At 72.8% G+C, this 15,484-nt stretch carries 12 protein-coding genes; 5 read left to right on the plus strand and 7 right to left on the minus strand.

All coding sequences use genetic code 11. The annotated features are described in order from the left end of the window. Positions 1-557 (minus strand): ABC transporter ATP-binding protein (locus BBH68_RS05745; RefSeq protein ID WP_141712956.1); only part of this gene is annotated, 557 nt, incomplete at its 3' end. A gap of 147 nt (positions 558-704) precedes the next feature. Next, positions 705-1,847, minus strand: a complete 1,143-nt coding sequence (locus BBH68_RS05750; RefSeq protein WP_065959372.1) for a PP2C family protein-serine/threonine phosphatase — start codon at positions 1,845-1,847, stop codon at positions 705-707. A 128-nt stretch (positions 1,848-1,975) separates the two neighbouring features. Here BBH68_RS05750 and BBH68_RS05755 point away from each other — a divergent pair, with 128 nt between their 5' ends. Continuing rightward, on the plus strand, positions 1,976-3,205 hold the full coding sequence (locus tag BBH68_RS05755) for a GNAT family N-acetyltransferase (protein WP_065959374.1): 1,230 nt from the start codon (positions 1,976-1,978) through the stop codon (positions 3,203-3,205). 29 nt (positions 3,206-3,234) lie between these two features. On the opposite strand, the gene BBH68_RS05760 is transcribed toward BBH68_RS05755, so the two are convergent. Then, a complete protein-coding gene (locus tag BBH68_RS05760) occupies positions 3,235-4,044 on the minus strand; it encodes an Fpg/Nei family DNA glycosylase (protein ID WP_065959375.1) in 810 nt (269 codons plus the stop codon). 7 nt (positions 4,045-4,051) lie between these two features. After that, a complete protein-coding gene (locus BBH68_RS05765; protein ID WP_065959377.1) occupies positions 4,052-4,540 on the minus strand; it encodes a ribose-5-phosphate isomerase in 489 nt (162 codons plus the stop codon). 180 nt (positions 4,541-4,720) lie between these two features. Between BBH68_RS05765 and BBH68_RS05770 the strand changes: the two genes are divergently transcribed. Continuing rightward, positions 4,721-6,208, plus strand: a complete 1,488-nt coding sequence (locus tag BBH68_RS05770) for an amino acid permease (RefSeq protein WP_065959379.1) — start codon at positions 4,721-4,723, stop codon at positions 6,206-6,208. A 95-nt stretch (positions 6,209-6,303) separates the two neighbouring features. Here BBH68_RS05770 and BBH68_RS05775 read toward each other — a convergent pair whose 3' ends face one another. Further along, on the minus strand, positions 6,304-6,930 hold the full coding sequence (locus BBH68_RS05775; protein ID WP_065959380.1) for a biotin transporter BioY: 627 nt from the start codon (positions 6,928-6,930) through the stop codon (positions 6,304-6,306). Positions 6,931-7,197: 267 nt separating this feature from the next. On the opposite strand from BBH68_RS05775, the gene BBH68_RS05780 reads away from it, so the two are divergent. Then, entirely contained in the window at positions 7,198-8,619 is a 1,422-nt protein-coding gene (locus BBH68_RS05780) for an amino acid permease (RefSeq protein ID WP_065959382.1), read from the plus strand. A gap of 76 nt (positions 8,620-8,695) precedes the next feature. On the opposite strand, the gene BBH68_RS05785 is transcribed toward BBH68_RS05780, so the two are convergent. Next, positions 8,696-9,334 carry a mycothiol-dependent nitroreductase Rv2466c family protein gene (locus BBH68_RS05785; protein ID WP_065959384.1) on the minus strand — a complete coding sequence of 213 codons (639 nt, stop codon included), beginning with the start codon at positions 9,332-9,334 and terminating at the stop codon, positions 8,696-8,698. A gap of 166 nt (positions 9,335-9,500) precedes the next feature. Between BBH68_RS05785 and pepN the strand changes: the two genes are divergently transcribed. Next, on the plus strand, positions 9,501-12,119 hold the full coding sequence (gene pepN, locus BBH68_RS05790) for an aminopeptidase N (RefSeq protein WP_065959387.1): 2,619 nt from the start codon (positions 9,501-9,503) through the stop codon (positions 12,117-12,119). A gap of 164 nt (positions 12,120-12,283) precedes the next feature. Then, on the plus strand, positions 12,284-13,327 hold the full coding sequence (locus BBH68_RS05795; RefSeq protein WP_065959390.1) for a hypothetical protein: 1,044 nt from the start codon (positions 12,284-12,286) through the stop codon (positions 13,325-13,327). 103 nt (positions 13,328-13,430) lie between these two features. Here the strand turns inward: BBH68_RS05795 and BBH68_RS05800 are convergent, their stop codons facing one another. Further along, on the minus strand, positions 13,431-15,158 hold the full coding sequence (locus BBH68_RS05800) for a TIGR03767 family metallophosphoesterase (RefSeq protein ID WP_065959394.1): 1,728 nt from the start codon (positions 15,156-15,158) through the stop codon (positions 13,431-13,433). Between the last annotated feature and the right edge of the window lie 326 nt (positions 15,159-15,484).

Here is a 15,484-nt window from a genome sequence, read left to right on the forward strand (position 1 = left end):
CGGCGAAGACCGGGGCTGGTGACCAGCGCGCGGGCGATGGCGACCCGCTGCTGCTGCCCGCCGGAGAGCCGCCCCGGGCGGCGCCCGCCCAGCTCGCCGAGGCCCACCTGGGCGAGCACGGCACGGGCCCGGGCCCAGTCGGGGCGCGCGCCCGCGAGCCGCATCGGCAGCACCACGTTCTGCTCGACGGTGAGGGAGGGGAGGAGGTTGAAGGACTGGAAGACGAAGCCGAGGCGGGTGCGGCGCAGCGCGGTGAGCGTGTTCTCGCTCATGCCGGTGATCTCCGTGCCGCCGAGCCGGACCGAGCCCGCGGTGGGCCGGTCCAGGCCGGCGGCGCACTGGAGGAAGGTGGACTTGCCGGAGCCGGAGGGCCCCATCACGGCGGTGAAGCTTCCCCGGGGGAGCGTGAGGTCGATGCCGCGCAGGGCGTGCACGGCGCGCGAGCCGCGGCCGTACTGGCGCCGCACGCCCCGCAGTTCGACGGCGGCGTCCCCCGCGCCGGGCAGCCCCTCCCCCCACTCGTCCCGCCGCTCGTCGCGCCGCCTGCGCAGCCGCATGGTCTCCGCCCTTCCGAGGTGTTCGTCAACACCTCGAACGTACGGAGCGCGGGGGTCCGGCGACCATGACGGCCGCCGCCGTTTCCGGGGTAGGGCTAGCCCCCGGTCGGCGTTACCGAACGCGGGGCATGGGGCCTCGGCCCCCGGCTACTGGCGGCAGATGAGCAGCAGCGCCCGGTCGTCGTTGACGTCCTTGGCGACCGTCTCGATCAGGTGCCACGCCGCGCCCTGGAAGCCGGACGCGACATAGCGGTCGGCCTCGCCGGTCAGGCGGTCGATGCCCTCGCTGATGTCGCGGTCGGCGGTCTCGACGAGGCCGTCGGTGAAGAGCATCAGGACGTCGCCGGGGCGCAGCGTGCCCTTGGTGGGGTCGAACTGGGCGCCGTCGTAGACGCCGAGCAGGGGGCCGTCGGCGGACTTCTCCTCCCACTTGCCCGTGCCCGCGCTCAGCTGGAGGGCGGGCAGGTGTCCGGCCGAGAAGAGCTCGAAATCGCCGCTGTCGAGGTCGAGTACGAGGTGGATGGAGGTCGCGAAGCCCTCGTCCCAGTCCTGGCGCAGCAGGTAGCCGTTGGCGGCCGGGAGGAAGCCGTGGGGCGGCAGGGAGCCGAGGAGGCCGCCGAAGGCGCCGGAGAGGAGGAGGGCGCGGGAGGCCGCGTCCATGCCCTTGCCGGAGACGTCGGTGAGGACGACTTCGAGGGTGCGGCCGCCGTTCGTACGGGCGGCCACGACGAAGTCGCCGGAGAAGGACTGCCCGCCGGCCGGGCGCAGCGCCATCTCGCGGTGCCAGCCGCCGGGGAGGCCGGGCAGCTTGCTCTGGACGCGGATGCGTTCGCGCAGGTCGAAGAGCATGGTGCCGCCGCGCCGCCAGGGCACGCCGACGCGGCTGCGGAACTGGGCGATGAGCAGGCCGAAGAAGCCGACGGCGGCGACGACCAGGATGGTGCCGGGGGTGACCCGGGCGGAGGTGTCCTCCTCCGTGTAGGGGCCGAGGACGGCGGACTCGATGATGAGGGCGGTGGCCGCCGCCGCGTAGAGGGTGAGGAGGCTGGCGGGGCGCAGCACGAGGCCGCCCGCGACGATGGGGAGCACGAGGGCGGCGGGGGCGCACCAGTCCGGCTGGGCGATGGTGCCGAAGGCGATGGTGGGGACGGCGAGCATCAACAGGGTGAGGGCGAGCCGGTCGGAGCCGCCGCCCCGGAAGTAGTCGACGCCGGCTTTGCGCACGCCAGTGCGAGCCCGGTGCAGTGCTTTGCGCATCCGGGCCGTTGGAGTGTCTACGCCGCCAGTCATTGCATCGGGACCCTACCCACCCGTTCGGACGCGCGTCGATTCGTGGCGCGTCGAACCACCCACCGGAGTGGGCAATCGTAAGCGAAATTCGTTCGCGCGTGCCGGAAAGCGCTGCTAGGGATGGGAATATGACGATAGAGCTGCGAGTGCTTGACCCGTCCCGCTGGGACGAGTGGTTCGGGAAGTTGGAGCTGGCGTTCGGCGGGGTTCGGACCTCCCCCGAGGAGCGCGCCCTGTTCCACGACCTGACCGAGTGTGAGCGATCGATCGTGGCCTGGGACGGGGACGAGATCGTCGGCACGACGGGATCGTTCAGCTTCCGGTTGTCCGTGCCGGGCGGGGCCGTGGTGCCCGCGGCCGGCCTCACCATGGTCAGCGTGCAGCCGACGCACCGCAGGCGCGGGGTGCTGCGCGCCATGATGCGCCACCAGTTGGACGACGTGCGCGCGGCGGGCGAGCCGCTGGCGGTCCTGACCGCGTCGGAGCCGGAGATCTACGGCCGGTTCGGCTACGGGACGGCGACCCATGCCGCGTCCGCCGAGATCGACACCGCGCGGGTGCGCCTGACCGTGCCGGAGGGGGCCGACGGGGTGGCTCTGCGGGCGGTGGAGCCCGAGGCCGCTTTGGAGGCCTGCGAGGCGGTCTACGCCCGGCGAGTGCCCGCCCGGCCGGGGATGCTGGAGCGGCGCCCGGGCTGGGAGCGGCATCCGCTGCTGGACCCGGAGGGCGAGCGCGGGGGCGCCTCGCCGCTGCGCTGTGTGCTGGCCGAGCGGGACGGCGGGGTCACCGGTTACGCGCGCTTCGCGGTCAGGCCGGACTGGGACGCGGCCGGGCCCAAGGGGGTGGTGATCCTGCGCGATCTGGAGGCTCTGGATCCGGCGTCCTACGGCGCGCTGTGGCGTTTTCTCTTCGATCTCGACCTGACCTGCACGATCCAGACCGGTCGGCGACCGGTGGACGATCCGTGGCAGCACATGGTCTCCGACATCCGGCGCTGCCAGGTCCGGCTGCGCGACGATCTGCACGTCCGCCCGGTGGACCTCGGCGCGGCGCTCGCGGCGCGCGCGTACGCCCTGCCGGTGGATGTGGTCCTGGAGGTCACGGACCCGTTCTGCCCGTGGAACGAGGGGCGCTGGCGGCTGACCGGCGACGCCAAGGGCGCGAGCTGCGAGCGTACGGCCGACGCGCCGGAGCTGCGGCTGGGCGCGCGGGAGTTGGGATCGGCGTATCTTGGCGGGATTTCGCTGTCCGCGCTGGCGGGCGCGGGCCGGGTCGAGGAGCTGCGCCCGGGCGCGCTGGCCGGGGCGTCGGCCGCTTTCCTCAGCGACGTCGCGCCCTGGCTCCCGCACGGCTTCTGATCGCGTCCGGGCCCCGCCGCCGGCGGGGCCTAACGGCGCTGGCAGTTCGGGCACCAGAAGAGATTGCGGGCGGCGAGTTCCGCGGTGCGCACCTCGCCGCCGCAGATGTGGCAGGGCTGCCGGTCCCGGCGGTAGACGTACACCTCGCCGCCGTGGTCGTCGACGCGGGGCGGGCGGCCCATCGCCTCGGGGGTGTGCTCGGGCCGGACCGTGTCGATCCGGTTGTTCCGCACGCCCTCGCGCATCAGCGCGACCAGGTCCGCCCAGATCGCGTCCCACTCGGCGCGGGTCAGATCACGGCCCGCGCGGTAGGGGTCGATGCCGTGCCGGAAGAGCACCTCGGCGCGGTAGACGTTGCCGACCCCCGCGACCACCTTCTGGTCGAGCAGCAGCGCGGCGACGCTGGTGCGGCTGCGGGAGATCCGGGCCCAGGCGCGGTCCCCGTCGTCCGAGGGGCGCAGCGGGTCGGGGCCGAGCCGGTCGTGCACCGCCTGCTTCTCGTCGTCGGTGATCAGCGCGCAGGCGGTGGGCCCGCGCAGGTCCGCGTACGCCGCCTCGGTGGAAAGCCGCAGCCGTACGGTGTCGGTGGGCGGCGGGGCGGGGGCCCGGCCCAGGGTGTACGTGCCGAACAGGCCGAGGTGGACATGGACCCAGCCGGTCGGCGGGAAGCTCAGGAAGAGGTGCTTGCCGTGGGCCTCGGCGTGCTCGAGCACCTGCCCGTCGATGAGGGCCGCGCCGTCGGCGAACTTGCCCTGCGGGCTGCCGGCGCGTACGGGCCGGCCGCCGAACAGCTCGCTGTGGTCGGCGGCCAGCCGGTGGATGGTGTGCCCTTCGGGCATCAGGCCATCAGTCCTGCTGAGGGTGGTGGGCGGGGATGGGCGGCAGCTCGCCGGTGGTCTCGTAGGCGGAGAGCATCTCGATGCGGCGGGTGTGACGCTCCTCACCCGAGTACGGGGTGTTGAGGAAGATCTCGACGAACTTGGTCGCCTCTTCCCGCGTGTGCATCCGGGCGCCGACGCTGATCACGTTGGCGTTGTTGTGCTCACGGCCGAGCGCGGCGGTCTGCTCGCTCCAGGCCAGGGCGGCGCGCACGCCCTTGACCTTGTTGGCGGCGATCTGCTCGCCGTTGCCGGAGCCGCCGATCACGATGCCGAGGCTGTCGGGGTCGGCGGCGGTCCGCTCGGCCGCCCGCAGGCAGAACGGCGGGTAGTCGTCCTGGGCGTCGTAGATGTGGGGCCCGCAGTCGACGGGCTCGTGGCCCGCCGCCCGGAGCCACTCGACGAGGTGGTTCTTCAGTTCGAAACCGGCATGGTCGGAGCCGAGGTACACGCGCATGCCCCCGAGTGTGACACGGCCGTGTCGCCGTCACCGCCCGGGGTACGAGTTCCGAAAACCCCCAGTAATGCCGAGGAAACTCACGGAAATCCCAGGTAACGATCCGGAATCAAAGGTTCATTTGATCGTGACCCTGGGATTCACTTGCGACGCTCGTCACTCAAGAGCAAAGGATCGAGCATGAGCGCACAACCCGCCACCAACGCGGCCGAGGTGTCGGCCGATGGCTCCGGCCCCGGAGCGCCGGGGTCCGACGGCCTCAAGGCCGGCCTGAAGAACCGCCATCTGTCCATGATCGCTATCGGCGGGGTCATCGGGGCGGGGCTGTTCGTCGGATCCGGCGCCGGCATCGCCAAGACGGGGCCCGGCATCCTCATCTCGTACGCGCTGGTCGGCCTCATGGTCGTCCTGGTGATGCGGATGCTCGGCGAGATGGCCGCCGCCAACCCGACCTCCGGCTCCTTCTCCGCCTACGCGGACCGGGCGCTCGGCCGCTGGGCCGGATTCTCGATCGGCTGGCTCTACTGGTTCTTCTGGGTGGTCGTGCTGGCGGTCGAGGCGACCGCGGGCGCCGAGATCCTCGAGGGCTGGGTGCCGCAGGTGCCGCAGTGGGGCTGGGCGCTGATCGTGATGGTGGTGCTGACCGCGGCCAACCTGGCCTCGGTCTCCTCCTATGGCGAGTTCGAGTTCTGGTTCGCCGGGATCAAGGTCGTCGCGATCGCGGCGTTCATCGTGGTGGGCGGGCTCGCCGTCTTCGGGCTGCTGCCCGGCTCGGACAACGAGGGGGCGGGCCTCGCGCACCTCACCGACCACGGCGGGTTCCTGCCGCACGGCCCGGGCGCGATCCTCACCGGTGTGCTGCTGGTCGTCTTCTCCTTCATGGGCAGCGAGATCGTCACCCTCGCCGCCGGTGAGTCCGCGGACCCGCGGCGGGCGGTGACCAAGGCGACCAACAGCGTGATCTGGCGTGTCGCCGTCTTCTACCTGGGCTCGATCCTCGTCGTGGTGACCCTGCTGCCGTGGGACGACCCGAGGATCGCGGACAAGTCGAAGGGCAGCTACGTCGCCGCGCTGGACTCCATCGGCATCCCGCACGCCGCCGACGTCATGAACGTGATCGTGCTGACCGCCGTGCTGTCCTGTCTGAACTCGGGTCTCTACACCGCCTCCCGGATGGCCTTCTCGCTGGGGCGGCGCGGGGACGCGCCGGCCGCCTTCGCGAAGACCACTTCGCGCGGCGTGCCGCAGGCCGCGATCCTCGGGTCGGTCGTCTTCGGCTTCGTCGCGGTCTGGTTCAACTACCAGTGGCCGGACACGGTCTTCCAGTTCCTGCTGAACTCGTCGGGCGCGGTGGCGCTGTTCGTCTGGCTGGTCATCTGCTTCACCCAGCTGAGGATGCGCGGGATCATCCTGCGCGAGTCCCCGGACAAGCTGGTCGTCCGGATGTGGCTGTTCCCGTATCTGACCTGGGCGACGATCGCGATGATCTCGTTCGTGCTGGTCTACATGCTCACCGACAAGGACGGGCGCGAGCAGGTGCTGCTGTCCACGGCCGTGGCGGTGGTGGTCGTGGCCGTGGCGCTGATCCGCGACCGGCTCCCCGGGGCCCGCGGCCCGGCCGCCGCCAAGGGCGCCGACAGCGGCTCCAAGGAGGCCATGCTCCCGTAGGGCCGGCTTCCGCCCGCACACGACTCAGGCGCCGGACGAGGCAATGCCCGTCCGGCGCCTGAGTGCGTACGGAGACAAGTGCGTACGGAGACGAGCTAGCCGCGGCGGCCGAGCAGCTTCCACGCGGCGGGCAGCGCGCCCATCGCCAGCGCGGCCTTCAGCGCGTCGCCGATGAGGAACGGGGTGAGGCCCGCGGCGACCGCCTGGCCGAGGGAGATGTCCGCGGCCAGCGCGAGGTAGGGGACCCCGACCGCGTAGATGATCGCGGAGCCGGCCGCCATGGTGCCCGCCGTGCGCAGCACACCGCGGTCCCCGCCGCGCCGGGCCAGCGCGCCCACCACGGTGGCGGCGAGCAGCATGCCCAGCACATAACCGAAGGACGGCATGGCCGCGCCCGAGTGGCCCTCCGCGAACCACGGCACGCCCGCCATGCCGACCAGGGCGTACAGCGCGAGGGAGAGGAAGCCGCGGCGGGCGCCGAGCGAGGTGCCGACCAGCAGCGCGGCGAAGGTCTGGCCGGTCACCGGGACCGGGGAGCCGGGGACGGGCACGGAGATCTGCGCGGCGAGGCCGGTGAGCGCGGCTCCGCCGAGGACCAGGGCGGCGTCGCGGGCCAGGGTGTACCTGGCGGACGGGGCCGCCAGGCGGGCCCGGCGGGCAGGGAAGATCACGTCCGCGAGGACCGTGCCCGGGTGGACGGTGGCGGCAGATGCGGTACTCATCGACGGTTCTCCGAGGTGAGAGGCAGTGTGGGACAGGGTGACGGTAACCCGGGGGGCGGGGTGCGATCACGGTGGACGAGCGACAAACCCGCACCGGGCCGCTTGGAGGCTTCCGGCATGGCGACGCGGCGGGTACACAGCGTCACTCCGGGGTCCGATATTCAGACATCTGGGATCCGAGTGTTGTCCTGAGCGGACACTCCCCTCACACTGAGGTCGTTTTGCACCGTGCCCCATCCGCTCTCATGTAATGGACACAACAGACTCATGAACCGGACACCCGCGTCCTCCGCGCAGCCGCGCGACGCCGAGGCGGTCGGCACCGACCGGGCCGACGGAGCCCTGCTGTCCCACGGCCTCAAGCAACGCCATCTGTCGATGATCGCCCTCGGGGGCGTGATCGGTGCGGGCCTGTTCGTCAGCTCCGGCACCGGCATCGCCGCCGCCGGGCCGGCGATCGTGATCGCCTATGTGGTGTCCGGGCTGCTCGTGATGCTCGTGATGCGCATGCTCGGCGAGATGTCGGCGGCCAACCCGGCCTCCGGCTCCTTCTCCGTGCACGCCGAGCGGGCGATCGGCCCGTGGGCGGGATTCACCGCGGGCTGGATGTTCTGCGCGCTGCTGTGCGTGGCCATCGCGGCCGAGGCGATCGGCGCGGCGGGGATCATGGTCCAGTGGCTGCCGGACACGGAGTCCTGGATGTGGGTCGCGCTGTTCATGGTGCTGTTCTGCGGGACGAACCTGGCGGCCGTCAGCAACTTCGGCGAATTCGAGTTCTGGTTCGCCGCGCTGAAGATCACCGCCATCACGCTCTTCCTGGTCCTGGGCGTGCTGGCCATCCTCGGTGTGCTCCCGGACACCGACGCCCCGGGCACCGCCAACCTCACCGGGAACCACGGCTTCCTGCCCAACGGCTTCGACGGCCTCATCGTGGGCCTTCCGGCCACCGTGTTCGCCTACGGCGGCCTGGAGACGGTCACCATCGCGGCGGCCGAGTCCGAGCGTCCGGTCCAGGGGGTCGCGAGCGCCGTGCGCACCGCGATGTGGCGCATCGCGGTGTTCTACGTCGGCTCCATGCTGGTCGCCGTCACCCTGATCCCGTGGAACGACCCGTCGGTCGTCACCGACGGCCCGTACGTGGCGGTGCTGGGGCACCTGGGCATCCCGGCGGCCGGGCAGCTGATGAACGTCATCGTGCTGGTGGCCCTGCTCTCCGCGATGAACGCGAACATCTACGGCGCCTCCCGCATGGCCTACTCGCTCGCCAGGCGCGGCGAGGGGCCGGCGTTCCTCGCCAAGGTCAGCGGCGGGGTGCCCCGGGTGACCGTGCTCGCCTGCTCCGCCTTCGGCTTCTTCGCGGTGCTGCTGAGCTACTGGTGGCCGGACACCGTCTTCAAGTGGCTGCTCAACGCGGTCGGCGCGGCGGTGCTGATCGTGTGGGGCTTCATCGCGGTCTCGCAGCTGGCGATGCGCAAGCGGCTGCAGCGCGAGGCGCCGGAGAAGCTCGTGGTGAAGATGTGGCTGTTCCCGTATCTGACCTGGGTGGCGCTGGCGGGGATCGTCGCCGTGCTGGCGCTGATGACGCGCGAGGCCGACACCCGCACCCAGCTGTACTTCTCGGCCGGCCTGGCGGTGGCGCTCGCGGCGGTCGGCTACCTGCGGCAGCGGATGGTGACGACGCGGCGCTGACGCCGAGCCGGAGGAAGCCCCCGCGCGGCCGCGTGGGGGCTTTTCCGTATCCGCGCGCGAGGTGCGCCGGGGTGCCTCAGTCGAAGATCGGGCCGACCGTGCGGGTGCGCTTGATCTCGTAGAAGCCGGGGATGGAGGCGACCATCAGCGTGCCGTCCCACAGCTTGGCCGCGGCCTCGCCCTTGGGCGCGGGGGTGACGACCGGGCCGAAGAAGGCGATCTGCTCGCCGTCCGCGCCGGGGACCGCGATGACCGGGGTGCCCACGTCCTGGCCGACCAGGTCGATGCCCTCCTTGTGGGAGGCGCGCAGCCGCTCGTCGTACGCGTCGGTGTCGGCGGCGTCCGCGAGGTCGGCGGGCAGCCCCACCTCCTCGAGGGCGGCCACGATCGTCTCGCGGTTCCGCTCCAGGCCCTGGTTGTGGAAGCGGGTGCCCAGCGCCTCGTAGAGCGGGCCGAGCACCCCGTCGCCGTGCTTCTGCGCGGCGGCGATGCACACCCGCACCGGACCCCAGGCGGGGCCGCGCATCATCTCCTGGTATTCCTCGGGCAGTTCGTCCAGCCTGGGCTCGTTGAGCACGGCCAGGCTCATCACATGCCAGCGCACCTCGACCGGGCGGACCTTCTCCACCTCCAGCATCCAGCGGGAGGTCATCCAGGCCCACGGACACAGCGGGTCGAACCAGAAATCGGCAGGAGTCTTGGCGGTCTCGGTCACGGTTTCTCCTCGCACGGGCAACTGCGGAAAAGTGTCATGCGCTCCAGGGAACACGGCCGGGCGCGGCGGCCATTCCCCGATTCCCGTTGTCACTGCCGCGTGACATGATTCCGGGTGTCCACGATCTGATACGCGACATTCGAGACGATGACGAGGGAGCCGCGTCTTGCCCGGCGAGAACCTGACCCGTGACGAAGCCCGAGAGCGCGCGCGGCTGCTGGCCGTGGACGCGTATGAGGTGGCGCTCGACCTGCGGTCCGCGGTCGGGGAGCCCTCCGGCGACGGGCCCCGCACCTTCCGCTCGACCACCACGGTGCGCTTCCGCTGCGCCGAGCCCGGGGCGGGGACCTTCATCGACCTCGTCGCGCCGGAGGTCACCGCCGTGCGGCTGAACGGCCGGGAGCTCGACCCGGCGGCCGTCTTCGACGGCGCGCGGATCGCCCTGGACTCCCTCGCGGGGGAGAACGAGCTGGTGGTGGACGCGCAGTGCGCCTACAGCAGGACCGGCGAGGGGCTGCACCGCTTCGTGGACCCCGAGGACGGCCAGGTCTATCTGTACACGCAGTACGAGCCGGCCGACGCCCGCCGGGTCTTCGCGAACTTCGAGCAGCCCGACCTCAAGGCCCGCTTCACCTTCTCGGTGACCGCTCCGCAGGACTGGACCGTGCTGGGCAACGGCGCGGCGGCCGCGGTGGAGCCGGCGGGCGCCGGCGGCGGGTTCGCCACCACCCGCTTCGCGCCGACCGAGCCGATCTCCACCTACATCACGGCGGTCGTCGCCGGCCCGTACCACTACGAGCGGGACCACTACAGCCGCGCCCTGCCGGACGGCTCCACCCTGGAGATCCCGCTGGGCGCGCTGTGCCGCGCCTCGCTCGCCAAGCACTTCGACGCGGACGACATCTTCACCGTCACCAAGCAGGGCCTGGACTTCTTCCACGACCACTTCGACTACCCGTACCCCTTCGGGAAGTACGACCAGGCCTTCGTGCCCGAGTACAACCTGGGCGCGATGGAGAACCCGGGCTGTGTGACCTTCCGGGAGGAGTTCGTCTTCCGCGGCAAGGTCACGCAGGCCTCGTACGAGCACCGGGCCAATGTGATCCTCCACGAGATGGCCCATATGTGGTTCGGCGACCTGGTCACCATGGAGTGGTGGGACGACCTGTGGCTCAAGGAGTCCTTCGCCGACTTCATGGGGGCCTTCTCGCTCGTCGAGGCGACCCGCTTCACCGACGGCTGGATCACCTTCGCCAACCGCCGCAAGGCCTGGGCCTACCGCGCCGACCAGCTTCCGTCCACCCACCCGGTCACGGCCGACATCCGCGACCTGGAGGACGCCAAGCTCAACTTCGACGGGATCACGTACGCCAAGGGCGCCTCCGTGCTCAAGCAGCTGGTCGCCTACGCGGGGCGGGACGCCTTCCTGGAGGGCGCGCGCCGCTACTTCAAGCGCCACGCCTACGGAAACACGCGCCTGGCCGATCTGCTGTCGGTGCTGACCGAGACCTCCGGCCGGGACATGACGGCCTGGTCCCGGGCGTGGCTGGAGACGGCCGGGGTCAATGTGCTCACCCCGCAGGCCACCTATGACGCGGCCGGCCACATCACCGAGCTGTCCATCGTCCAGGACGCCGCCTCCCCGGAGCACCCGACGCTGCGCCCGCACCGGGTCGCCGTCGGCCTCTACCGCAGGACCGGCGCCACCGCGGGCGAGCCCAGCGCGCTGGTGCGCTACGCCCGGGCCGAGGTGGACGTGGACGGCCCGCGCACGGTGGTGGCCGAGCTGACCGGGGCGGAGCGGCCCGATCTGATCCTGGTCAACGACGACGACCTCACGTACTGCAAGGTCCGCTTCGACGAGGTCTCGCTGGACACCCTGCGCGGCCACCTGGGCGAGCTGACCGACCCCCTGGCCCGGGCGCTGTGCTGGTCCGCCCTGTGGAACCTGACGCGTGACGCGCTCATGCCCGCCCGCGACTTCCTGGCCCTGGTGGAGCGCTTCGCCGGGGCGGAGACCGACATCGGCGTGCTCCAGATGGTCCAGGCGTGGGCCCAGTCCGCGCTCCAGCACTACGCGACCCCCGACTGGCGCGAGGAGGGCGGCCTGCGGGTCGCCGAGAGCGCGCTGCGCGAGCTGCGGCGGGCCGCGCCGGGCAGCGGCCACCAGCTGGCCTGGGCCCGGTTCTTCGCCCAGACCGCCGCCACCGAGCTGGACCAGCGGCTGCTGCGCGGCCTGCTGGACGGCACGGCCGGGGTCGACGGGCTGGACGTCGACCAGGAGCTGCGCTGGACGTTCCTGGCCTCGCTGGCCGCCCAGGGCGCGGCCGACGCGTCGCGGATCGCGGCCGAGCTGGAGCGCGACGACACCGCCTCCGGCAAGCGCCACCAGGTGCGCTGCCTGGCCGCCCGGCCCTCGGCCGAGGTCAAGGCCGAGGCGTGGGCGGCGGTCGTGGACTCCGACGCGCTGTCCAACGCCCTGGTGGAGGCCACCATCGCGGGCTTCGCCCAGCCGTCGCAGGCGGAGCTGCTCGCGCCGTACGCGGAGCGGTACTTCTCCGTGATCGAGCGGGTGTGGCGGGAGCGGTCGATCGAGATCGCGATGTCGATCGTCCGCGGGCTGTTCCCGGGGCAGGGCGACACGGCGACCCTGGAGGCCGCCGACGCCTGGCTGGCCGGCCACCCCGACGCCCCGCCCGCGCTGCGCCGGCTGGTCCTGGAGGCGCGGGACGACCTGGCCCGGGCGCTGCGCGGACAGGAGTGCGACGCGCGCTCGGCCGCCTGACGGAGCCGGCCGACGGACCCGCCTGACGGAGCTGTCCGGGGGAGCCGTCCGGCAGAGCGCTTTCGGCAATCGAACTCCCGTACTTTAGTGCGGTGTTGTCCCTGTTTGTCGACGAGTGTGTCACAGCGGTTAGCGGGCCGGGCGGGCCCGGGAATGGCGGAGGCATGAACTCCGACACCCCGCTCTCGCCCCGCCCGCTGCACCACCTCGTGGACGGCGGGCGAAGCGTTCTGACGAGTCATCAGCTCCGTGAGCACGGTGTGACGGCGGCGGAGGCCGCCGAGCGCTGCCGTCCCGGCGGGCCCTGGCAGCGGATCCTGCCGGGCGTCCACCTGCTCCACCCCGGCCCCGCCACCGGCGAGGAGCGGCTGCGCGCGGCGCTGCTGTACGCGGCCGGCCGCGAGCGCGCCGGCGCCACGGACGGGGCGGGCGCGGGCGGGGCCACCGGGGCGGGCGAGCCCTACGGCGAGGCCATGATCACCGGGCTTGCGGCGCTGGCCCTGCACCGCTTCTCCGCCGCCCCCTCGCTGCGCTCCCTGGACCACGTCGACGTGCTCGTACCGCGCTCGCGGCGGCTGCGCTCCACCGGCTATGTGCGCTTCGTCCGGGCCGCCGCCCTGCCCTGCCCCCGCCGGATCACCGGCCTGCCGACCGCCCCCGCCGCCCGCGCCCTCGCCGACGCGGTGGGCCGGCTGCCCGACCCCGTGGCCGTACGCCGGCTGCTGGTCGAGGCCGTGCGCCACGGGCACTGCGAGGCGTCGGCCGTCGTGCGGGAGCTGAGCCGGGCCCGGCTGCTGTCCCGGCCGCACGTCGTGGACGCCGTGGACGCGCTGCTGGCCGAGGGGCGGGCCCTGGCCGAGGGCCTGCTGTACGAGATGGTGCGCGGACACGCGCTGCCCGAGCCGCTGTGGAACGTCGAACTGCGGCTGCCCGGCGGCTCCCTGCTGGCCGGGGTGGACGCCTACTGGCCGGCGCAGGCTGTGGCGCTGGAGATCGACGCGCGCACGCCCCGCCGTGGCGCGACCGCCCCGCTGGGCGGCTTCACGCCGGGGGGCGAGCACATGGAGCGGATGGGCATCACGGTCGTGCGCGTCACCCCCAGGAAGCTCCGCGAGTGCCCGGAGGCGCAGGCCGCGGTGGTCCGCACGGCGCTGATCGCCGCGGTGGACCGCGAGCCGGCGCCCTATGTGGTGATCCGGCCCCGCTGAGCGGCGGGGCTGTGAGGGCGGCCCTGAGCGGCCGGGCGGTGAGCGGCCCGGCGGTGAGTCGCGGGGCCGTGGGCGGCGGGCCCGGGGCGGCCGGGCCCGGGGCTCATGGCTTGCGCAGCAGCAGCTCGGTGTTGCGGTCGCCCGGGTCGCCCGCGAGGGCCTGGCTGCGCCCCGGGGCGTTGTAGGACAGCTCGCGGTAGAGCGCGGCGAGGCCGGTCTGGGACAGGTCGGAGTGGTCCGTGCGGCGCGGCGCGGCCGACTCGACGAGGGTGGTGAACAGCGACAGCGTCCCGTCGTGGTTGTCCACCACCTCGATCACCCGGGCGAGCTGGGGGAAGTCCACGTGGGAGGCGGTGGTGATCTCCCAGAAGGTGCCGCGCGGGGTGATCTCGCATCTGTGGCTGTGGCCGTTGATCCACGCCAGCACCTGGGGGTGGCGCTTGAAGAGGGCCACGATCTCGTCGCCGCCGTGCCGGGCCTCCGCGGGGCGGGCCGGGTCCCGGTTCAGGTTGTCCATGCTGCGGCTGTAGTGGTGGCTGAAGACCAGGATCCGGTCGTCCTTGTGGGCCTTCAGGGTGCGCTCCAGCCAGCGGAGCTGCGCGGTGCCCAGCGACCCGGTGTAGTGGCCGCCCGGGTCGGTGGTGTCCAGGCTGATGCCGAGGACGTCGTCGGAGATCCGGAACGAGTAGTAGCAGGTGTCCTCGTCGAGGTTCGCCTTGGTGTAGCCGTGGCCGACCGGGCCGGGGCCGGTGTGGGCCGGGTCCAGGTGGGCGGTGAGGAAGTCGCGGCGGGTGAAGGGCGCGCGGCGCTCGTCGGGGGTGACGGTGCGCATGTCCTTGGCGTGGGCGCGCAGCAGCTCCTTCATGACCTTGCCCGTGGGGTCGCCGCCCTTGCGCTCGTCCTTGAAGCGCTCCGCGGCCTCGGCGGCCGGGATGATGTGGAGCTTGCGGCTGCCGGTGGCGAGGTCCGCGAAGTAGTTCCCGCCGAAGGAGTAGACGCCGCCGGCCAGGTCGTCGTGGTTGCCGATGGTCGAGTACCACGGCAGCCGCAGCCCGGGGCTGTTGACGGTGCGCAGCGCGGCCTGGAGGAAGCCGTCGACGCGCGGGAAGCCGAGCTGCTTGTCGGCGTCGCGCAGCGCGCTCTCCGGGTGCCAGAAGGCCTTGATCCCGCTGTTCTGCACGCCCTCGTAGTGGCGCGGGTCGCCCGTGTTGGGGGTGATCCGGCCGCCGTTCATCACGCCCAGGAACCAGTCCAGCTCGATCCGCGCGTTGTTGTCGGTGTTGTCGCCGGTGGTCATGACGAAGGACAGCGGGGAGCCGGTGGCCGGCCCGCCGCGCAGGCCGTTGACCCGCTCGATCAGGGACGCGGCGCCGACCACGGTCAGCGCCTCGTGGGGCCGCCAGGAACCGGGCCGCCCGGCGCGCAGGAACTCGTAGCGCAGCGGGTGCTGCACATCGGTGAGGTGCAGGTCGGTGAGCTGCACGAAGGAGGCGAGCGTGGTGCGCCGGGCCTCCCGGCCGCTCTTGGCCCCGGCCAGCTCGGTGCGCACGGTACGGGCCCAGGCCGGGCCGTCGCCGAGCCGGCGGTAGGAGCCGGCGCCGCGCGGGGCGGAGAAGGTCTCCAGCGTGGTCCCGGCGGTCGAGGGGAGCGCGGGGGCGGTGGCGACCCTGCGGCCGGCGGCGCGCACCTGGGCGGGCTGGGAGGCGGTGGCCGAGCCGCTGCCGGGCCCGAAGGCGAGCCCCAGGCCGGTGGCGGCACTGGCGGAGGCGGCGGCGACGAGGAGAGTGCGGCGGTCGAGGGCGGTGGAGGCGGCGGACCGTATGCGGGACATGCGGGATCTCCCCGAGTGGATGCGCGGCAGCGGTCGGGCAGCGGGCTGCCCTGTCACCTGGGATCGTTGGCAGCCGGGGTGACCTGCGAGTTAACGATGCGGCAACGCCCGCCGCCGAAATACGCACGTGGATCTTGGCGGGAGCGAACGGTCATCCCGCACTCCGCCGCCGGAATCCCGCCGCTCACCCGGAGTTCACCGGGGCTGGGAACCCCGGCAGAACCCGGGGCGGGGCGTGTGCGCCGTGTGCGCGCGGCGTACGCCCGGCGCGGAAGCGTCCCGAGGTCCGGACAATGGATTGGACAAGGCCGCCGGGGCCACCCGCA

Source organism: Streptomyces sparsogenes, from assembly GCF_001704635.1.
In the GTDB taxonomy this organism is placed as follows: Bacteria; Actinomycetota; Actinomycetes; order Streptomycetales; family Streptomycetaceae; genus Streptomyces; species Streptomyces sparsogenes.